This window comes from Pseudomonas sp. BS-2016 (genome assembly GCF_001806145.1).
GTDB lineage: Bacteria > Pseudomonadota > Gammaproteobacteria > Pseudomonadales > Pseudomonadaceae > Aquipseudomonas > Aquipseudomonas lundensis.
The window spans coordinates 90,615-111,118 of the sequence record NZ_MLCT01000030.1 but is presented as its reverse complement, the minus strand read 5'-3'; the positions used below and the strand labels follow the sequence as shown (position 1 = coordinate 111,118).

General features: G+C 56.0%; 17 protein-coding genes. 10 read left to right on the top strand and 7 right to left on the bottom strand.

The window, feature by feature from the left end; all coding sequences use genetic code 11:
- Positions 1–33 precede the first annotated feature (33 nt).
- The 7 genes from odhB (at position 34) to BKD70_RS15830 (ending at position 8,253) form a co-directional block, all read left to right on the top strand.
- Complete coding sequence (gene odhB / locus BKD70_RS15860) at positions 34–1,254, top strand: 2-oxoglutarate dehydrogenase complex dihydrolipoyllysine-residue succinyltransferase (RefSeq protein ID WP_047274266.1); 1,221 nt, start codon at positions 34–36, stop codon at positions 1,252–1,254.
- A 106-nt stretch (positions 1,255–1,360) separates the two neighbouring features.
- Positions 1,361–2,797 carry a dihydrolipoyl dehydrogenase gene (gene lpdA, locus BKD70_RS15855; RefSeq protein WP_047274268.1) on the top strand — a complete coding sequence of 479 codons (1,437 nt, stop codon included), beginning with the start codon at positions 1,361–1,363 and terminating at the stop codon, positions 2,795–2,797.
- Positions 2,798–3,023: 226 nt separating this feature from the next.
- A complete protein-coding gene (gene sucC / locus BKD70_RS15850) occupies positions 3,024–4,190 on the top strand; it encodes an ADP-forming succinate--CoA ligase subunit beta (RefSeq protein ID WP_047274270.1) in 1,167 nt (388 codons plus the stop codon).
- Positions 4,190–5,071: a succinate--CoA ligase subunit alpha gene (gene sucD, locus BKD70_RS15845; RefSeq protein WP_047274272.1), complete on the top strand. Its 882-nt coding sequence runs from the start codon at positions 4,190–4,192 to the stop codon at positions 5,069–5,071. Before sucC ends, sucD begins: the two co-directional genes overlap by 1 nt.
- A gap of 577 nt (positions 5,072–5,648) precedes the next feature.
- Positions 5,649–6,962 carry a branched-chain amino acid transport system II carrier protein gene (gene brnQ, locus BKD70_RS15840; RefSeq protein WP_047274274.1) on the top strand — a complete coding sequence of 438 codons (1,314 nt, stop codon included), beginning with the start codon at positions 5,649–5,651 and terminating at the stop codon, positions 6,960–6,962.
- A 152-nt stretch (positions 6,963–7,114) separates the two neighbouring features.
- Complete coding sequence (locus BKD70_RS15835; RefSeq protein WP_047274276.1) at positions 7,115–7,855, top strand: DUF599 domain-containing protein; 741 nt, start codon at positions 7,115–7,117, stop codon at positions 7,853–7,855.
- Positions 7,852–8,253: an MAPEG family protein gene (locus BKD70_RS15830; protein WP_047274278.1), complete on the top strand. Its 402-nt coding sequence runs from the start codon at positions 7,852–7,854 to the stop codon at positions 8,251–8,253. Before BKD70_RS15835 ends, BKD70_RS15830 begins: the two co-directional genes overlap by 4 nt.
- 67 nt (positions 8,254–8,320) lie before the next feature.
- On the opposite strand, the gene BKD70_RS15825 is transcribed toward BKD70_RS15830, so the two are convergent.
- Entirely contained in the window at positions 8,321–8,599 is a 279-nt protein-coding gene (locus tag BKD70_RS15825) for a hypothetical protein (protein WP_047274280.1), read from the bottom strand.
- 336 nt (positions 8,600–8,935) lie between these two features.
- Here BKD70_RS15825 and htpG point away from each other — a divergent pair, with 336 nt between their 5' ends.
- Together htpG and BKD70_RS15815 are read left to right on the top strand one after the other, a co-directional pair.
- Positions 8,936–10,840 carry a molecular chaperone HtpG gene (gene htpG, locus BKD70_RS15820; protein ID WP_047274282.1) on the top strand — a complete coding sequence of 635 codons (1,905 nt, stop codon included), beginning with the start codon at positions 8,936–8,938 and terminating at the stop codon, positions 10,838–10,840.
- 58 nt (positions 10,841–10,898) lie between these two features.
- Positions 10,899–11,627 (top strand): dienelactone hydrolase family protein, encoded by a 729-nt coding sequence (locus BKD70_RS15815; RefSeq protein WP_047274284.1) that lies wholly within the window; start codon positions 10,899–10,901, stop codon positions 11,625–11,627.
- A gap of 30 nt (positions 11,628–11,657) precedes the next feature.
- Here the strand turns inward: BKD70_RS15815 and yegQ are convergent, their stop codons facing one another.
- The gene (gene yegQ / locus BKD70_RS15810; protein ID WP_047274286.1) at positions 11,658–13,013 is read right to left on the bottom strand and encodes a tRNA 5-hydroxyuridine modification protein YegQ; all 1,356 of its coding nucleotides are present in this window, start codon (positions 13,011–13,013) and stop codon (positions 11,658–11,660) included.
- A gap of 160 nt (positions 13,014–13,173) precedes the next feature.
- On the opposite strand from yegQ, the gene BKD70_RS15805 reads away from it, so the two are divergent.
- Positions 13,174–14,256, top strand: coding sequence for an AI-2E family transporter (locus BKD70_RS15805; protein ID WP_047274288.1), 1,083 nt, complete (start codon positions 13,174–13,176; stop codon positions 14,254–14,256).
- Here BKD70_RS15805 and BKD70_RS15800 read toward each other — a convergent pair.
- The 5 genes from BKD70_RS15800 to BKD70_RS15785 form a co-directional block, all read right to left on the bottom strand.
- On the bottom strand, positions 14,253–16,370 hold the full coding sequence (locus tag BKD70_RS15800) for a TonB-dependent receptor domain-containing protein (RefSeq protein ID WP_047274290.1): 2,118 nt from the start codon (positions 16,368–16,370) through the stop codon (positions 14,253–14,255). The two genes, BKD70_RS15805 and BKD70_RS15800, sit on opposite strands and share 4 nt — an antisense overlap.
- A gap of 85 nt (positions 16,371–16,455) precedes the next feature.
- Positions 16,456–17,412 (bottom strand): trans-aconitate 2-methyltransferase, encoded by a 957-nt coding sequence (locus BKD70_RS15795; protein ID WP_052892154.1) that lies wholly within the window; start codon positions 17,410–17,412, stop codon positions 16,456–16,458.
- A gap of 4 nt (positions 17,413–17,416) precedes the next feature.
- On the bottom strand, positions 17,417–18,649 hold the full coding sequence (locus BKD70_RS24365; protein ID WP_080960320.1) for a YcaO-like family protein: 1,233 nt from the start codon (positions 18,647–18,649) through the stop codon (positions 17,417–17,419).
- A 52-nt stretch (positions 18,650–18,701) separates the two neighbouring features.
- Positions 18,702–18,833 carry a hypothetical protein gene (locus tag BKD70_RS25415; protein WP_255164158.1) on the bottom strand — a complete coding sequence of 44 codons (132 nt, stop codon included), beginning with the start codon at positions 18,831–18,833 and terminating at the stop codon, positions 18,702–18,704.
- Positions 18,834–19,234: 401 nt separating this feature from the next.
- The gene (locus tag BKD70_RS15785; RefSeq protein ID WP_047274291.1) at positions 19,235–20,086 is read right to left on the bottom strand and encodes an alpha/beta fold hydrolase; all 852 of its coding nucleotides are present in this window, start codon (positions 20,084–20,086) and stop codon (positions 19,235–19,237) included.
- Positions 20,087–20,504 lie beyond the last annotated feature (418 nt).

The following is a 20,504-nucleotide window of genomic DNA, read 5'->3' as shown; positions in this document are numbered from 1 at the left end:
CGCGCACTGAACCGAATTAAAGGAACCACGAACATGGCTATCGAGATTAAAGCCCCAACTTTTCCGGAATCGGTTGCCGACGGCACCGTTGCCACCTGGCACAAGCAACCGGGCGACGCTGTAAAGCGTGATGACCTGATTGTTGATATCGAGACCGACAAAGTTGTGCTGGAAGTACTGGCCACCGCTGATGGCGTACTGGGCGCAATCGTCAAGAACGAAGGCGACACCGTTCTGTCCGACGAAGTGCTGGGCTCTATCGTTGAAGGCGGCGCGGCGGCTCCAGCTGCACCGGCCGCTGCTGCTCCTGCCGCTCAGGCCGCTGCACCTGCTGCTGATGGCGAAGATGACCCGATCGCTGCACCGGCTGCGCGCAAAATTGCTGAAGAAAACGGCATCAACATCGCTTCCGTTGCCGGTACTGGCAAAGGTGGTCGTGTGACCAAGGAAGACGTCGTTGCTGCTGTAGCGGCCAAAAAAGCCGCGCCTGCTGCTGCACCTGCCAAAGCGGCTGCGCCTGCTGCAACTGCACCGGTATTCGCTGCTGGCGACCGCGTTGAAAAACGCGTTCCGATGACCCGCGTTCGTGCCACTGTGGCCAAGCGTCTGGTTGAAGCGCAATCCAACATGGCGATGTTGACCACCTTCAACGAAGTGGACATGACTGAAATCATGGCACTGCGTTCGAAGTACAAGGACCTGTTCGAGAAGTCCCACAACGGCGTGCGTCTGGGCTTCATGTCGTTCTTCGTGAAGGCCGCCACTGAAGCGCTGAAACGCTTCCCGGCTGTCAACGCTTCGATCGACGGTTCCGACATCGTTTACCACGGCTACGCAGACATCGGCGTTGCCGTGTCCAGCGACCGCGGCCTGGTAGTGCCTGTTCTGCGTAACGCAGAGCTGATGAGTCTGGCGGAAATCGAAGGCGGCATCGCTGCCTACGGCAAAAAAGCCCGTGACGGCAAACTGTCGATCGACGAAATGACCGGCGGTACGTTCACGATCACCAACGGTGGTACTTTCGGTTCGATGATGTCGACCCCGATCGTTAACCCGCCGCAAGCTGCGATCCTGGGCATGCACAACATCCTTCAGCGTCCTATGGCCGTCAACGGTCAGGTTGTCATCCGTCCGATGATGTACCTGGCTCTGTCTTACGATCACCGCTTGATCGACGGCAAAGAAGCTGTAAGTTTCCTGGTAGCAATCAAAAACCTGCTGGAAGATCCAGCGCGTCTGCTGCTGGATATCTGATAGAAGCAGCCATGAGCTGCAAGTCTGAAGCCTGCGGTCGTTCGCGACTTGGCTTTGGCTTGCAGCTCGCGGCTTGAAGCTTGTCGCTAAAAGAGGATTCTTTTACATGTCTCAGAAATTTGACGTTGTAGTGATTGGTGCGGGCCCTGGTGGCTACGTTGCAGCCATCAAGGCCGCTCAACTGGGCCTTTCGACTGCTTGCATCGAAAAATACACCGACAAGGAAGGCAAACTGGCGCTGGGCGGTACCTGCCTGAACGTTGGCTGCATTCCATCCAAGGCGCTGCTGGACAGCTCCTGGAAGTACCACGAAGCCAAGGATGCATTCGCCATCCACGGTATCAGCACCGGTGAAGTGAAGATGGACGTGCCAGCGATGGTAGGCCGTAAGGCCAACATCGTTAAAGGTCTGACTTCCGGCGTTGCAACCCTGTTCAAGGCCAACGGTGTGACGTCCCTGCAAGGTCACGGCAAATTGCTGGCCGGCAAGAAAGTTGAACTGACCAAGCCTGACGGCAGCGTTGAAATCATCGAAGCCGAGAACGTGATTCTGGCTTCGGGTTCGCGCCCGATCGACATTCCGCCAGCTCCAGTTGATAACAACGTCATCGTTGATTCGACCGGCGCCCTGGAATTCCAGTCCGTACCCAAGCGTCTTGGCGTGATCGGTGCTGGTGTGATCGGTCTGGAGTTGGGTTCGGTATGGTCGCGTCTGGGTGCTCAGGTGACGGTTCTTGAAGCCCTGGATACTTTCCTGATGGCGGCTGACGCTGCTGTGTCCAAGGAAGCCTACAAAACCCTGACCAAGCAAGGTCTGGACATCAAACTGGGCGCCCGCGTTACCGGTTCCAAGGTTAACGGCGAAGAAGTCGTTGTGACCTACACCGACGCCAACGGCGAACAGACCATCACCTTCGACAAGCTGATCGTAGCGGTAGGCCGCCGTCCGGTGACCACCGAGCTGCTGGCAGCCGACAGCGGCGTGACCATTGACGAGCGCGGTTTCGTGTTTGTTGACGATCATTGCGCCACCAGCGTACCGGGCGTTTACGCCATTGGTGACGTAGTGCGCGGCATGATGCTGGCTCACAAGGCTTCCGAAGAAGGCATCATGGTTGTCGAGCGCATCAAAGGTCACAAGACCGAGATGAACTACGACCTGATTCCATCGGTTATTTACACTCACCCAGAGATCGCGTGGGTCGGTAAAACCGAACAGGCCTTGAAAGCTGAAGGCGTTGAAGTTAACGTCGGCACCTTCCCGTTCGCCGCCAGTGGCCGTGCCATGGCAGCAAACGACACCGGTGGCTTTGTAAAAGTCATTGCTGATGCCAAAACTGACCGCGTACTGGGCGTCCACGTGATTGGCCCGAGCGCAGCAGAACTGGTACAGCAGGGCGCTATCGGTATGGAATTCGGCACCAGTGCCGAGGATCTGGGCATGATGGTTTTCTCCCATCCAACCCTGTCCGAAGCGTTGCACGAAGCAGCGCTGGCAGTGAATGGCGGCGCCATCCACATTGCCAACCGTAAGAAACGTTAAGACCAGACAATAAGAAACCACGGCGGTTTGCCCGTCGTGAGCCTTGCTCGCAAGCCTCACCGCGGAACTTCCGCCGGACGCAGTCTTGTCCCGTTTCAATCAGGCCCGACTCCGCCCACGCGGGTGTCGGGTTTGTTGAAACAGTGCAAGCAGCAGTCACAGGTGGTGCGGCACTAATAAAAGTGCAGCGCCGAATGCGCAGTACCTAACGAAGACGGTAAAAAGCATGAATCTTCACGAGTATCAGGGTAAGCAGCTGTTCGCTGAATACGGCCTGCCAGTATCCAAGGGTTATGCAGTAGACACCCCGGAAGCGGCCGCAGAAGCATGCGACAAAATCGGCGGGACCGAATGGGTTGTAAAAGCCCAGGTTCACGCAGGTGGTCGCGGTAAAGCGGGCGGTGTAAAGCTGGTTCGCAGCAAAGAAGACGCTAAAGCATTCGCACAACAGTGGTTGGGCAAGCGTCTGGTGACCTACCAGACTGACGCCAATGGTCAGCCGGTCACCAAGATCCTGGTTGAATCGTGCACTGATATCGCTAAAGAGCTGTACCTGGGCGCTGTCGTTGACCGTTCGAGCCGCCGTATCGTGTTCATGGCTTCCACCGAAGGTGGCGTGGACATCGAGAAAATCGCGCACGACACTCCTGAAAAAATTCTTAAAGCCACGATTGATCCACTGGTTGGCGCTCAGCCATTCCAGGGTCGTGAGCTGGCTTTCCAGCTGGGTCTGGAAGGCAAGCAGGTTTCCCAGTTCGCCAAGATCTTCGTAGGTCTGGCCAAACTGTTCCAGGACCACGATCTGGCCCTGCTGGAAGTGAACCCGCTGGTTATCAAGACTGACGGCGATCTGCACTGCCTCGATGCGAAAATCAACATCGACGCTAACGCCATGTACCGTCAGCCGAAGCTGAAAACTTTCCACGATCCGTCTCAGGACGATCCGCGCGAAGCGCACGCTGCCCAGTTCGAACTGAACTACGTAGCGCTGGAAGGCAACATTGGCTGCATGGTTAACGGCGCTGGCCTGGCCATGGGCACCATGGACATCGTCAACCTGCATGGCGGCAAACCTGCCAACTTCCTCGACGTTGGCGGCGGTGCTACCAAAGAACGCGTGACTGAAGCGTTCAAGATCATTCTGTCCGACAGCAATGTTGCCGCAGTACTGGTCAATATCTTCGGCGGCATCGTTCGTTGCGACATGATTGCCGAAGGCATCATCGGTGCAGTGAAAGAAGTCGGCGTTAAAATCCCGGTGGTTGTGCGCCTTGAAGGCAACAACGCTGAACTGGGCGCTAAAGTACTGGCAGAAAGCGGCTTGAACATCATCGCTGCTACCAGCTTGACCGACGCTGCTCAACAAGTTGTCAAAGCTGCGGAGGGCAAGTAATGAGCGTCCTGATCAATAAAGACACCAAAGTTATCTGCCAAGGCATCACCGGTTCGCAGGGCAGCTTCCACACCCAGCAAGCCATTGAGTACGGCACCAAAATGGTCGGCGGTGTGACGCCGGGCAAAGGCGGCACCACTCATCTGGACCTGCCTGTTTTCAACACGGTAAAAGAAGCAGTAGCGGCGACTGGCGCAACAGCCAGCGTTATCTACGTACCGGCTCCGTTCTGCAAGGACTCCATCCTTGAAGCGGCGTTCGCTGGCATCAAGCTGATCGTGTGCATCACTGAAGGCATTCCTACCCTGGACATGCTGGACGCTAAAGTTAAGTGCGACGAGCTGGGCGTGACCCTGATCGGCCCTAACTGCCCAGGCGTGATCACGCCGGGCGAATGCAAAATCGGCATCATGCCAGGTCACATCCACTTGCCAGGCAAAGTAGGCATCGTGTCGCGTTCCGGCACCCTGACTTACGAAGCCGTCAAGCAGACCACTGACGCCGGTTTCGGTCAGTCGACCTGCGTGGGCATCGGTGGTGACCCGATTCCTGGCTCCAACTTCATCGACATCCTGAAGCTGTTCCAGGAAGACCCGAAGACCGAAGCGATCGTGATGATCGGTGAGATCGGCGGTTCGGCTGAAGAAGAAGCGGCTGCCTACATCAAGGCAAACGTGACCAAGCCGGTTGTTTCCTACATTGCCGGTGTGACTGCCCCTGCAGGCAAGCGCATGGGCCATGCGGGCGCAATCATCTCCGGCGGCAAGGGCACTGCAGACGAGAAGTTTGCTGCTCTGGAAGACGCAGGTGTTAAAACCGTGCGTTCGCTGGCAGACATTGGCAAGGCTCTGTCCGAGCTGACTGGCTGGGCTATCAAATAAGCCACGTGCTTGATTGAGTGCTACACCAGACAAAGGCCACCTTCGGGTGGCCTTTGTGCGTTCAGGCCCCGGTACTTTGAAAAGCCGCCGTTAATCAGACGTCAGGCTGTAGCCTTCGTGGGGGCTGGTCGCTTCAGGTTCGGCTGCACAGGAATGCTACCTCCCAGGCATTGCGTTCGATTGAGGCGTTCAATAGCGTCTTTGACGGGGCGAAGTTCCCTTGAAGCAGCGTCGTGCTGATCGCCATCAGCGACAAATCCCGTACAACCTGTTGCCGGACTCCCAGTCGTTTAGTGAATGGGTGCGTAGGTTGTTGTGTGCTGCCATGTAGGAAAAGCACACCAAGGCGAATTTCGATGTCATCAAAGCGACAACTGCATGCGTTCATCGGACAGAACGCCCTGCAACAGTGCGTTGCAGGAAAAAAATGGGTAATCTGACGGCCAATTCTGCGTTCGCATCCCACAAGGAAGCCACGCGCTAGACGGGTTGGACTTATACAGTTCGACAGCATTTCCCACATCCGCACGGGAAATTCCCCCTCTAAATTCCGATTCAGTAGTGTGGTATTTCCGTAATGAAAGTATTGAAAGGCCAGGACATCCTGGCACTTGGGTTTATGACGTTTGCCCTGTTCGTTGGGGCTGGCAATATCATTTTCCCGCCGATCGTTGGCCTGCAAGCCGGACCGAATGTCTGGATTGCCGCGTTGGGCTTTCTGATCACCGCTGTAGGCCTGCCAGTCATCACCGTTGTGGCGCTGGCGAAAGTCGGCGGTGGCATGGATGCGCTGAGCAGTCCGATCGGTAAAATCGCCGGTGGCTTGTTGGCTGCTGTTGCGTACCTGGCGGTAGGTCCGCTGTTCGCGACCCCGCGTACGGCCACTGTATCGTTTGAAGTCGGTCTTGCGCCCCTGACCGGGGAAAGCCCGCTCGCGCTGTTCCTGTACAGCTCGGTGTACTTCCTTATCGTGTTTTTCGTTTCACTGTACCCAGGCCGTCTGCTGGACACCGTGGGGCGTTTTCTGGCGCCGCTGAAAATCATCGCGCTGGCGATCCTCGGTATCGCTGCATTTGCATTGCCGGCGGGCGACATTGGCGTGGCCACCCCGGAATACGTTGCAGCGCCGTTCTCCCAAGGGTTCATCAATGGTTACCTGACCATGGACACGCTGGGCGCCCTGGTATTCGGCATCGTGATCGTTAACGCCATCCGCTCCCGTGGCGTGGAATCGCCCAAGCTGATTACCCGCTATGCCATCATTGCGGGCCTGATTGCAGGCGTCGGTTTGGCACTGGTGTATGTCAGCCTGTTCCGTCTCGGCTCGGGCAGTCATGAAGTTGCCGCCGGCGCCACCAACGGCGCGGCGGTGCTGCACGCGTACGTTCAGCACACCTTCGGCTCGCTGGGCAGTGGCTTCCTTGCCGTGTTGATTGCACTGGCTTGCCTGGTGACAGCAGTGGGTCTGACCTGTGCCTGTGCCGAGTACTTCAGTACTGTTCTGCCACTGTCCTATAAGGCTCTGGTGGTCATACTGGCCTTGTTCTCGCTGGGCGTGTCCAACTTGGGCCTGACGCAGTTGATCGCGTTCTCCATACCGTTGCTGACAGCGATCTACCCGCCGTGCATCGTGCTGGTGGCGCTGAGTTTCTGCAAAGGCCTGTGGCATGCTCAAGCCAGGATTGTAGGCCCGGTCATGCTGGTGTCGTTCATCTTCGGTTCCATTGACGCACTCAAAGGCGCTGGCATGGCGGGCTGGATTCCGACCCAACTGGTCAACATGCCGTTCAGTGAGCAAGGTCTGGCGTGGCTGGTGCCTTCGCTGGTCGTTCTGCTCGGGGCGGTGATTTGCGACCGCATGCTGGGCAAGCGTCACGAAGCCTTGGCGTGATTGTTCAGTCCGCCAAAAGCGGGCGATGAACCGATCAAAATGCCCTGTATCAATTTGATACAGGGCATTTTTTATGGGCGTGCCTTTTTGCTGGCCAAAGCGTCGAACGAACGTGCATAACTCTCACCTTCACGTGCGCTTCGGGAAACCCCATGTCGTTCATTCAGTCAAATTGGACTCATCTTTTAGCCGCTCTCTGGTTTGTCGTGTGCTGGGGTGGCTACACCCGCTATGCCACCTGGAAAGCGCGCGACACGGCTTGTCTGGCCAGTGTGCTGCACTTGTATCGAAAGGACTGGATGCGCCGCATGCTGCTGCGCGACAACCGCATTGCCGACGCCAGCGTGATTGGCAATCTGGAGCGTAATGCATCGTTTTTTGCTTCCAGCACGTTGATCATCCTGGCGGGTATTCTGACCGTGCTGGGTGCATCGGAGCGGGCAGTGTCCCTGTTGGCCGACATCCCGATGGTGCAACAAGCGTCGCAGGGCATGTCTGAAATCAAGTTGTTGTGCCTGGCACTGGTGTTCGTCTATGCCTTTTTCACCTTTAGCTGGTGCATGCGCCAATACAACTTTGCCGCCATCCTCATTGGCTCGGCGCCCATGATTGGCGAGCGCGATGTGGCGGAACAAGAGCGCAAGGCGTTTGCCTTGCGCGCCGCCAAAGTGATTTCGATGGCGGCCAACCAGTTCAACTTTGGCCTGCGTTCGTATTACTTCGGCATGACCATGCTGGCGTGGTTCGTCAGCCCGTGGTTATTCATGCTCATGAGTGCGGGTGTCGTCGTGGTTTTATACCGACGCGAGTTTCATTCCGACGTGTTGAGTGTCATGGTCTACACCCCGACTGAGGCGCTATTGCCTGAGCCAAACAAGGACGCAACCCCATGAGTATTCCGTTCTGGTGTGTGTTTATCAGCGCGTTGCTGATTTTTATTGCACGCATACCCGTAGCAAAAGCCATGAAAGAGCAGGGCGGTTATGACAACCAATTGCCCCGTGAACAACAGGCACGTTTGACCGGTTTGGGGGCTCGGGCTCTGGCGGGGCATCAAAACAGTTTTGAAGCCTTCATGCTGTTTGCCGCCGCTGTATTGATGGCACACACCACCCAGACTCAGGGCTTTGTGATTGACACTTTGGCCATCGTTTTTGTCTGTGCGCGGTGTGTGTTTTTGCTGTGCTATTGGGCAGATCTGGCGTGGCAACGCTCCGTGGCCTGGGTGGTCGGAATGCTTTGCACGCTGTTGTTAATGTTGAGCCCGACGTTCAAGACGCTGTTGCTCTGATCGGTCAAATTGCAGACAAAGTAAAGCCCGCATCAAGCGGGCTTTCTTTTGCAGCCAAGTAAAGGAATTACTTGGTAGCAGGAGCGGCTTCTGGAGCAGCCGGTGCAACTGGAGCAGCCGGAGCGGCTTCTTCAGCAGCAGCTTTGTTCGATTCAGCTTGAGCTTTAGCCGCTTCAGCGTTCTCTTTTGCTGCTTCGTTTACTTTGTCTTGTGCTTCATTCATTTTTTCTTGAGCTTGCTCGGAGTGTTGAGCAGCATCTTGTGCTTTGTCTTCGGATTTTTTGTCGCAAGCAGCGAGACCGAGGGAAGCAGCCAACATCAAGGCAACAGCGAAAGTCTTACGCATGGGGTGTTTCTCCTTATTGAGTATATCTACCGGCCGTTTGAGCACAGGCCGATAGCTTAAGTTCCTTGGGTGTGCAGATATATAAATGCACGCCGCGCGCGAATTCTACGCAGTCACCGGCGGACAAGCCAAGCACATTAGTAATGGCCCGGTAATATCGTCGTAATGCCCTGTATAGAGGGGCCCGACACGGTGCAATAACCGGCGAAAAGCAATGGGTCCGTTTTGATTCAAAACACAGGCCTTGAAATTTCGATGCCAGCCCCAACGTTCATGACATCCCGCCGCCAACCCTCTAGGGCGTGGCTCATGCCATCAAATTGGAGTTTTATAACAATGAGCGTGGAAACTCAAAAGGAAACCCTGGGCTTCCAGACCGAGGTCAAGCAACTGTTGCACCTCATGATCCATTCGCTGTATTCCAACAAGGAAATCTTCCTTCGCGAATTGATCTCGAACGCCTCCGACGCTGTCGACAAATTACGTTTTGAAGCGCTGTCCAAGCCAGAACTTCTGGAAGGCGGCGATGAACTTAAAATCCGTGTGAGCTTCGACAAGGACGCCAAGACCGTCACCCTCGAAGACAACGGTATCGGCATGAACCGTGACGACGTCATCACCCACTTGGGTACGATTGCCAAGTCCGGCACAGCCGATTTCATGAAAAACCTCTCGGGCGATCAAAAGAAAGATTCGCACTTGATCGGTCAATTCGGCGTGGGTTTCTACTCCGCCTTTATCGTCGCTGACAAAGTCGACGTGTTCAGTCGTCGTGCCGGTACACCTGCCAGCGAAGGCGTGCACTGGGCGTCCAAAGGCGAGGGCGAGTTTGAAGTTGCCACGATCGAAAAACCTGAGCGCGGCACCAAGATCGTTCTGCACCTGAAGTCCGGCGAAGAAGAGTTCGCCGATGGCTGGCGCCTGCGCAACATCATTAAAAAGTACTCTGACCACATCGCCTTGCCGATCGAGCTGCCAAAAGAACAGGCCGCTGCAGAAGGCGAAGAAACGCCTGCGCTGGAATGGGAAACCGTTAACCGCGCCAGCGCCTTGTGGACCCGTCCTCGCACTGAAGTCAAGGACGAGGAATATCAGGAGTTCTACAAGCACATCGCCCATGACTTCGAAAACCCGCTGGCCTGGAGCCACAACAAGGTCGAAGGCAAGCTGGAATACAGCTCGTTGCTCTATGTGCCTGCCCGCGCTCCGTTTGACCTGTACCAGCGTGAAGCGCCTAAAGGCCTGAAGCTGTACGTACAGCGCGTATTCGTCATGGATCAGGCTGAGTCCTTCCTGCCGCTTTACCTGCGCTTCATCAAAGGCGTGGTCGATTCCAACGACCTCTCGTTGAACGTGTCGCGTGAAATCCTGCAAAAAGACCCGATCATCGACTCCATGAAGTCGGCGCTGACCAAGCGTGTCCTGGACATGCTGGAAAAACTGGCGAAGAACGAGCCCGAGAAATACCAGGGCTTCTGGAAAAACTTCGGTCAGGTGATGAAAGAAGGCCCGGCTGAAGATTTCGCCAACAAAGAAAAAATCGCCGGTCTGCTGCGCTTCGCCTCTACCCACGAAGAAGGCGGCGAGCAGACGGTTTCCCTGGCGCAATACCTTGAGCGTGCCAAAGAAGGCCAGGACAAGATCTACTACCTGACCGGTGAAACCTACGCTCAGGTCAAAAACAGCCCGCACCTGGAAGTTTTCCGCAAGAAAGGCATCGAAGTGCTGCTGTTGACCGACCGTATTGATGAGTGGCTGATGAGCTACCTCAGCGAATTCGACGGTAAAACCTTTGTTGACGTGGCCCGTGGCGACCTCGATCTGGGCAATCTGGACTCCGAAGAGGACAAGAAAGCCGCAGAAGAAGTGGCCAAGGCCAAAGAAGGTTTGGTAGAGCGCATCAAGACGGCCTTGGGCGACAGCGTCAGTGAAGTGCGTGTATCGCACCGTTTGACGGACTCCCCGGCCATTTTGGCCATTGGCGAGCAGGATCTTGGTTTGCAAATGCGTCAGATCCTTGAAGCCAGCGGTCAGAAAGTGCCGGATTCCAAGCCCATTTTCGAATTCAACCCGGCTCACCCGTTGATCGAAAAACTGGATGCGGAGCAGAGTGAAGAGCGTTTCGGCGATCTGTCGCACATCTTGTTCGACCAGGCGGCACTCGCGGCAGGCGACAGCCTGAAAGATCCGGCGGCCTATGTCCGTAGACTCAATAAGTTGTTAGTTGAGTTGTCCGTGTAAGACGTCTATAAAAACCCGCTTCGGCGGGTTTTTTTTGTTTCAAATTCAGAGGTTTTAAATGGAATCAATAACGCTCCAATCGGTGATCTACCAAATTGATGGCCAGCCCTACGAGGGCCGTCTTGCCTATGATTCGAGCCGAGCGGATCCGTTGCCGGGGTTGTTGATGGCGCCCAACTGGATGGGTATCAGTACCGGGGCTGAAGAAATTGCCAAGTCCGTGGCCGAACAGGGCTACGTTGTACTGATTGCCGACTTGTATGGTCAGGGTGTCCGTCCTTCGAACGCTGACGAGGCGGGTGCGGCGATGATGCCGCTGAAAAACGACCGTGCCTTGCTGCGTAAACGCATGTGGGCCGCCTACGATAACTTGCGTACCACCTCGTTTGCCAAGGTCGACAGCGCCAAACTCGCAACCTTCGGCTTTTGTTTCGGCGGCTGTTGCTCGCTGGAGCTGGCCCGTGGCGGAGCGCCGTTGAAAGCAGCGGTATCCTTCCACGGTACTCTGGATACCCCCAATCCTGTTGATGCCAACAGCATCAAGGGCGCCGTTCTGGTGCTGCACGGGGCGTCCGACCCCTTGGTACCGCGCGAGCAACTTCCGGCGTTTGAAAACGAGATGAATGCAGCGGGCGTTGACTGGCAGTTGCTCAGCTATGGTGGCGCTGTGCACTCGTTCACAGACCCTCACGCCAACGTCCCGGGCAAGATGATGTACGACGCCAAAACTGCGAAACGCGCTTTTATCGCGATGCATAACCTGCTGGATGAAGTGTTCAGGGATTGATCGCTTCACCCGCAGCAATGACGCTGGCTGTTACAGCGCTGTGTGTTTGATCGTCTCGCTGATGGTCAGGTCCCGCATCAGCAATGCATAGCCCAGGTCCACTTGATCGGGAATCGGCAGGTACACCGTGTGGCCATCACCGGGCGCAACCTCGATTGGCAAGTTGGCACTGCTGCGTAATTGATAAAGGTCAAAGTGGTAGTTGCCGCGCGGGGTCATCAGTTCCAGATGATCGCCCACGGCAAACCGGTTTTTAACCTTGACCTCGGCCATGCCGTTGCGCCGTTCCCCTGTCAGCTCGCCCACGAACTGCTGACGCTGGGACAGTGAACTGCCATGCAGGTAGTTCTGGTACTCGTCATGCACATGGCGGCGCAGGAAGCCTTCGGTGTACCCGCGTTGCGCCAGAGACTCCAGGTCAGTCATCAGGCTTCGGTCAAAATCACGGCCTGCCACGGCGTCATCAATGGCCTTGCGGTATACCTGCGTGGCCCGGGCGCAGTAAAAGTGCGACTTGGTGCGGCCTTCGATTTTCAGCGAATGCACGCCCATGTGCGTCAGTCGGGACACGTGCTGAACGGCGCGCAGGTCCTTGGAGTTCATGATGTATGTGCCATGCTCGTCTTCAAACGCCGCCATGGGCTCTTCAGGACGATTGGCTTCATGCAACATAAACACCTCGTCGGTCGGCTGGCCTATGCCCAGGGTCGGCTCCACAGACGGGTCAACCACGTTGACGATATTGCCCAATTCATTCTCGGTGGCGGGCGCAGCTTCATACTTCCAGCGGCAAGCGTTGGTGCAACTGCCCTGATTGGCATCTCGCTTGTTCATGTAGCCGGACAACAGGCAACGCCCCGAATAGGCCATGCACAGCGCGCCATGCACGAAAATCTCCAGCTCCATGTCAGGCACTTGCTGACGAATCTCTTCGATTTCTTCCAGGGACAATTCGCGGGACAGGATGATTCGGCTCAGCCCCTGCTGGCGCCAGAATTCGACGCTCGCCCAGTTCACCGTATTGGCCTGCACCGACAGGTGGATCGGCATGTGTGGAAAGTGCGTGCGCACCAGCATGATCAGGCCCGGATCAGACATGATCAACGCATCCGGGGCCATCGCGATCACCGGCTCCAGATCCTTGAGAAAGGTGCGCAGCTTGGCATTGTGTGGCGCGATATTGACCACGACGTAAAAGCGTTTGCCTTGGGCTTGCGCTTCTTTAATGCCGATGGCCAGGTTGTCGTGGTCGAATTCGTTATTGCGCACCCGCAAGCTGTAGCGCGGTTGGCCTGCGTACACGGCATCGGCGCCATAAGCGAAGGCGTAACGCATGTTCTTCAGAGTGCCGGCAGGGGCGAGGAGTTCGGGCGGTGCAAGGGACATAGTCGAGCCATTCGCAAAGGGCGCGATGTTAATCGAGCTTAAACAGTGGAATGTTGATCTGGATCTATGCTTTATGCAGCAACGATGGCACTTGGCAGACGCTTTGCGGACTAAGCTGGCGCTAACCGACGAATGTGCGCCTTACTGACATGGACGGCCTATGAACGAAACAAGCCTGCAACGCAAAACCCTGCTGTTATTGTTGGCCTTGGTCACAATTGCTTTCATCTGGATTCTGTTGCCGTTCTACGGCGCGATTTTCTGGGCAGTCGCACTGGGGATTCTCTTCGCCCCCTTGCAACGTAAATTACTGCTCAAGCTCAAGGGGCAACGCAACCTGGCGACCTTCGCCACCTTGGGCATATGTACCGTGATCGCCATTTTGCCGGTCATCGTCACCACCGCCCTGCTGGTGCAGGAAGTGGCGATGCTCTACAACGACGTGCAAAGCGGCAAGATCAACGTCGCAAGCTACGTCATGCAGTTCAAAGACATCTTGCCGATGAATGTTCAGAATTGGCTGGACCGCTTTGGTCTGGGCAATATCGCCGGTTTGAGTGAAAAAGTGTCCAAAGGCGCGTTGGAAGGCAGCCAGTTCTTTGCCACGCAGGTCTTCAGTTTTGGCCAGAGTACCTTCGAGTTGGTGGTGAGCTTTTTCATCATGTTGTACCTGCTGTATTTCTTTATCCGTGATGGCCAGCAGATGGTGCGCAGCATTCGTAATGCGGTGCCGCTGGCTGAGCAGCAGAAGCGTTTGCTGCAGCTCAAACTGCGTCGCGTGGTGCGGGCGTCGGTCAAGGGCAACCTGGCAGTCGCTATCACACAGGGTGCTCTGGGCGGGCTGATGTTTTGGTTTCTGGGCATCCACAGCTCGTTGTTCTGGGCGGTGCTGATGATGTTTCTGTCGCTGCTGCCCGCCGTCGGCGCCGGTATTGTCTGGGCCCCGGTGGCCATCTACTTTCTGGTGACGGGCCAGGTGTGGGAGGGCGTGGTTCTGGCGCTGTATGGGGTGTTGGTGATCGGCATGGTGGATAACGTACTGCGCCCGATTCTGGTGGGCAAAGACACCAAAATGCCGGACTTCCTGATCCTGATCTCCACCTTGGGCGGCATGGCCATTTTTGGTCTCAATGGCTTTGTGATCGGGCCGTTGATCGCAGCCCTTTTTCTCTCCAGCTGGGGACTGTTCAGCGGAACGCGTCGCAAAGTGCGACTGCCCGCTGACATTCAGCCACGCGACTAGCGGAAGTTGTAAGACACCCCGACGTAGGCGCCCATGCCTTCGCCGGGGGTCGAGCGCGCAGCGTCCTTGCCCATATCGTCATAACCGGGCGTGACAGTTGCGGCGTAGCGCTGGCGGGTCAAGTTGCGTAGGTCGAGCCAGGTTTGCCAGTCTTTCTTGGGTGAGGCATACCCGAATGTGGCGCCCCACAGCCTGTACGAAGAGGTGTAATACGAGTTGGCGTAATCCACGGCCATGGGTGAAGCCACCTGCGTGTTGACACCCGCGTAGAACCCGCGCGGATGGTTGTAGCGAAGCTCGGCCTGGTAGTAATGGCGGGGAATGCCGGGCAGCGCGTTACTGCCAAAACGATCGTCGTTTCGGTAGTGGAAGTCACTGAATGTGTAGGCCTGTCGCAAAGAGACGTTGCCAATCCCGTCTTTCTCCCACAACAGACTGTTGAGCCCGGCTTCAATCCCTTGATGAACAGTGGGGCTGGCGTTGGATTCGCCCACAATCGGTGCTTGAGTGGCGGTTGCAGCCTGAGTTTCGACGCTGAGTAATTCATGGCGAATGGCCGAGTAGTACCAGGCGAGATCCCATTGGCCGAGCCATGAGTCGCCGCGTGTCCCCAACTCAAGAGTCGTGGCTGTCTGATTGCGTAAGGCAACAGGTGTGCTTTGACGGCCTGTGGCAGGGCCATTCCCGACGGGGAAGGTGATGGGCGAGCCCCAGATCATTGACCATGGGTGAGGCGGCTCAACGGAGCGACTCACATTGCCATACACCTGTAATTGGGGACTGAATTCATAACGCAGGCCGATACGTGGCGCGTAGTCCCAATCATGCTGGCTGACCTTGCCGCCGCTCTCGGGGTAGCTCACCTCGCTTTCACGGCGGGTATAGATCAGGGCCATGCCTGTGGTGAGCCATACATCGGGTATCAGTTCCAGATCGTTGCTGGCGTGCAGCACGGTGTCCGAGCCTTGGTAGCTGAAGTCACGCATCTTTGTACCCGGAGGGTACGCTGCGGTGTTGCCCGCCGGAATTCGCACATACTCCGAAGCCCCGCTATTGGGCAGGTGCTTGGTACTGCGCAAGCCCACGGTGGTGTTGCTTTGCTGTCCGAACAGCGTGTCACGACGCTTGTAGTTCAAGGTGCCGCTCACATCGGTGTAGGCGACTTTCAGCCGGTTAGGGCCTTCACGCAGGTCCATCGGGTAGTCGTGATACACCATCGCAGCTTCAAGTTGCGAATTGTCGTCCAGGTACATCGTCGTCTTGTTGGCGAACCACGTACTGCCGGGTTGAGGACGGCTGTAATCTCCGGCGACATAGACCGGGTTGGCCGAGCGGGGATGATGCTTGATCTGATCTTTAGTGACCCGGCCTGCCAGTTGGTTATCAGTCTCGCGATAACGCAAATAAAAGCGCGTCTCCAATTGCGGGCTGAAACGATAACCGATGTTCGCCGCCATACCCTTGCTGCTGCCACGGGTATGGTCTTGATAACCGTTGGTATCGGAGTCATTCAGGGAAATGTAGTAATCCAGATCGCCCAGTACTTGCCCCGAACTGATCTGGCGCTTTTGATAGCCGTAACTGCCTGCCTCATACCGCACTTGCAGCGGGGCGGCGTCGTAGCCGGTATGGGTGACGTAGTTGATCGAGCCGCCCAGTGCCAGTGCTCCTGCGTCAAAACCATTGGCGCCGCGCAGGACTTCGGCGCGGCTGAGCCATAACGGTTCAAACAACTCATAGGGTGTGCCACCGGGACCGGTCAGCGGCAACCCGTCGAACATCACGTACAAACCTGAACCGTGCGCGCCGGGTACCCGATTGAGGCCAGAACCGCGCACCGAAACCTTGGCACCGTCATTGCCCGCTGACTGCGCATAGACGCCGGGCTGGTACGCGAGCACATCGGTATTGCTGCCTGTTCGTCCGGTTTCAACCGTGTTCAGGTCAATCACATTGCTGGCGCCGGGCACTTCGTTCATCCGGGCTCGGGCCAAGTCCAACTCGCTGCTTTCTTCACTGCGAACCTGAACTTCCCCCAGCTCAAGTGGCCCTGCGAAGGAGGGCGATGCACAGGCAAGGGCCAAAGGCAGTAGCGGATAACAGAGAGAACGCATGTATGACAGGTCCAGGAGTGGTCGGGCGGCGCGCAAGCCTATACAAGGCAAGAATCGCTCGCAACCAGCACTTGGGGCTGAAGGTTTAATCAGTCGGTGATTGCAGCACATAGCATTCAAACAACTCCAGTTGGCCCGGCCGCGCGGCCAGGGAGGACATGAGGTTCAAGCCCAATACGCCCGCCCAATACCCCATATTGGGTAGCACCGGGGTATGGCCGAACACGATTGCCATCGCCCCCGGCTTCAATTGCTTCAAAAGCAGCACCAGCAGGTGTTGGGCTTGATCGCGACTCATCACCTCGGCGTTGAGAAAGCGCAGAAACATAACATCGCATTCTGCCGCCGGCTCCAGCGTTGCTTGGGCCGCACGATGGTGAAATTCCAGATTGGGTAATCGATGGCGGGCGCGAGCCTGGTCGACCATGCTTGATGAGCAATCGGCCCCCGTGCAACGGGTATGGGGCAGGGCGCGGGCAATGGACGCCATGAACGCACCGGTGGAACACGCGGGGTCGAGGAGTTGAGCACCGGGCGTGAGTCGCGATTGCAGCAGGGCGATGCAATGCTCTCGAAAGTGCTGTTCATCCCTGTCCAGTGTATGGGCCAGTGCTTCGCTGAAGCGCCAGTGCTCCTCGCGCATGACGTGTTCCTGTGCGCGGTTATCGAGGACAGGGTAGGGGAAGTAGAGCGCGCTGTCCGTCAGGTTGGATGCCAGGAGAAAGAGCTGAGTTTTTTCTTGCTCGCACGCCGTAATGAACTGCACGGTGATGCCATCGTTCTCATAAACAACACGGGTAAAACGTCCCAGCAACATGGACGGCTGGATCAGGCTAGACAGGTGCTGTCTGCCTTCGAAGGCGGTTGTAAGTGTTTTACGGCCCACCCAAAGGGTGTCCTTGATAGTAAGCATGAACAGGTTGTTAAGCCCGGGACCGACGGGTTCTGTCCACGACGCGTGTTGGTGGGTCTTCATGCAGCAGATCTCACGGATCTGCTGCATGACGTGCTGCTCGTGGTGGACGCTCAGGCCATGATTCATAAGGTCACCCGTAACACTCATTGAGTGCCTGTCCGCGGGCTTGCGGGATGACAACGTTACCGGTGCTTACGATATAAAAACGTTCAAGCCCCGGAATCACCACATTGGCCAACGTAGTACCGCTGTCGGTTTGATAGAGGATGCTGATCCCCAGTTCGCGGTTGTGGCTGCGCACGTTATGGGCAATGACGCGAATCTGTTCGTCCAGCGTGCGGTGTTCGCAGTCCGCTGGCAGCGTCACACATTGCTGGCGGGACTTGCTCATCAGGTCGTCTATATCCAGACGCAGACAACGCTGGAGCCGGGGGAACGATGCCAAGTGACGCCATTGCAGTTCCAGGTGTCGGGCAGTGTCGGCACGGCTTGCGCTCAAACGCAATTGCACCAGTTCGGTCAGGGCGCGTTCGGCAGCATGGGGGGCGCTTAATGAAGTTCCACAGCCGAAAAGGCCAATAGGCCGGTTATCGCCAAGGCTGAAGGCGAGGTAGGTGTGAACGCAAAACTCACTGCTGATGTCGAGCAGAACCACGTCTGCATCCAACTCTGATTCAACGTCCTGCCAGAGTGTGGCCAGTGAATGGGGAGGTTGCGGGCGCTGCACCCGGCGTAGAGGCCGGTCTTGTTGATAATAAAAATGTCTGAGCAGGAAAAGTGAAAGCGCATCGCGCTCCAGGCATTCATTAATGGCGTGCAGTGCTGCTTCGTTGTAGGTGGCGCCAATGGCGATGCCGCTGTTGCTGAAGTAACGCCGAATACCGGCGTAGTCGAAGGTGTCCCCGGCCAACGGCCTGGCGTTGTACGCGGGCAAGCTGAAGGCGACCGGGTAGTAGAAGGTCGAAGTGTCGAGGGGGCTGTGATATTGGCGGCTGGCGATGTGAGCTTCAGTGTGTTGAATGACGCAATCCAGAAGACTGTCGTCGTGAAAGAATCCGTCGCGCGCGTAACGGTTCGCAGGGCGCATCTCAATCCCCGCGTGCATTTCATGGTGTTCGCTCAGGTAGTGTTCCAGCGCCTCGAAGTAGGCTCCTACCAAGGCGTTGTCAGCATAGCCTTTTCCGGAACCGGCCCCCTTGGGCGTCGAGTGTGCGTCAGTCAGCGTGACGCGGGTATTCACGACGCGTTCCCCGAGCGTGTGAGCCGAGCCGACAAGCCCGAGGCAGGCCAGTTCTTGAAGCACTCGGGCATAGGCCTCGGCTAATGAAAGCTCACGTTCGTGCGCAATAATCGAGTGAGTCATAAGACATTCCGATTTAAGGAGGGGACGTCACAAACGTCCCCTCTTTGAAGTATCAGTCTGCGGTGAGTTCTTCTTTCTCAGCGTCGGTCAGTTCAAGTTGTTCCAGATATTGTTGCTCGGTTTGTGAGTCAAGCGTTTCTGTATCAGGCAGCGCTTGGGTGTTCATTGCCATGTAGTAGCCCATATCGAAAACCTTTTCTTATTGGATGGAGGGTTTGAATTGGCTTTGACTGTCAAAGCACACGTTGAATTTAGTAGTGTCTGTTATTTCATGTCAATGAACGTCATTTTCAATATTTCAGTTGAGGGCAATGTTTGGCTACATGTTTAAAGTTGTTCGGTACTGTTCAATATATCGTCGCTGTGCTGTCACGCAGCACACAGTTTAGCGTGCTGCTTCAGACCGATAGGGAATAGGCAGTTGAGTTGGAGTGCAAGGTGGCGCGTGTAAGATGTTTGGAGTTGAACTTTAAATAGGGTGTTTGCGCCGCGTAGAAAATCTTCTGGCGTGTGTAGTGGTTTTCATTGATTTTAAAAAATGAGGATGAATTCAACTTCATTAGTCGGTATTTTCTTACACGAGCCTCAAGGATTCAGTGTGTGGCGAATTTTACTGAGTAAGGTTGGCTCAAGCGCATTGTGGCCAGCCCTCACCTGTACGACTGAGGCGCGAGACCGTTTCCGAAGCCAGTCAAGGCTGGCCATACCGCACGTATCGTCGATGCCCTGAATCAGGGTCATCCTCGGGCTAACCCTGAGGAGCATGTCGGCAGGGGTGAAAAAGTAGTGATTGAGGTGGTAATGCAGTTCGAGGCGGATGGAGGCAATGGCTGAGTGATCCACAAAGGCGTTCAGTTGCTCATCCGTCATGGACTCTCCCAGATGCGCTTTGCTCCAGCTCAATGCCGCCGCCTGACGGGCTTGCGGGGTGCCGGTGCATAACGTGTTGTAGGTTCGCTGAAGGGTCAGTCCTGCCTCGGGCAAATGTTCAAGGGTCTGCTGAAGTATCCGGTCATAGGTATCGAAAACCTCATCGACAGGTACAAATACGGAGGCGGCAACGCCGCGTCTTACCCGATGCTTAAAACGGTGCTGGTATTTCAACGTCAGCCAACTGCCCCACGACACTCCGAGCAGGCTGATGCGCTCAAAACCGAAATAGTGCCGCAGATCGTCTATGTCTTGAACCACTGCATCGGTGTTGTTGTTTGTTAACTCGCCTTGGGGAGTGGAGCGTCCGCAGCCTCGCTGATCAAATAAAATAACGTCAAAATGATTAAGGTCGAAGAACAGCAGTTGCTTGTTGTTGCAGTAACCGCCTGGCCCACCATGGAGAAAGAAGATGGGCTCGCCTTGGGGGGTTCCATGACGCTCCCAATATAATTGATGACCGTCGCTCGTCGAATAATGACCGCTGTGTTCAATGGCGGGATGCATAAAGTATTCCTGTATGTGTATACGTGAAGTGCAAGGGTGAATTCAGGTAGGTGGTTGAACGTGAAAGTGAAAGGCTGATGAATTTATGAGGGGGGACAATGACTGTCAATGCGTCGTTGATCAGGATTCTGTTGGGTATGTTTTATAAGCTGTAAACGTAAGAAGGTGTGTTTACATGCAACGTTTTAAATAGGTAAAGGATGTTTGATTCATGTGTGTAAGTTGGACGTGAAGTCACAGTTAAACCGTGTGAGAGGCGTTATCAGCGAAAGGGTAGAAGGCTTAAATAAATGGCCATTTTTACTGTCAGTCGTCGGTGGGTCGATGTGTATTTTTAAGGGCTCTGCGCGGCGTGGGGTGTGATAACGCGCAGACAAAAAAATACCCCGTGAAAGCCAGGCTTACACGGGGTAGTGGG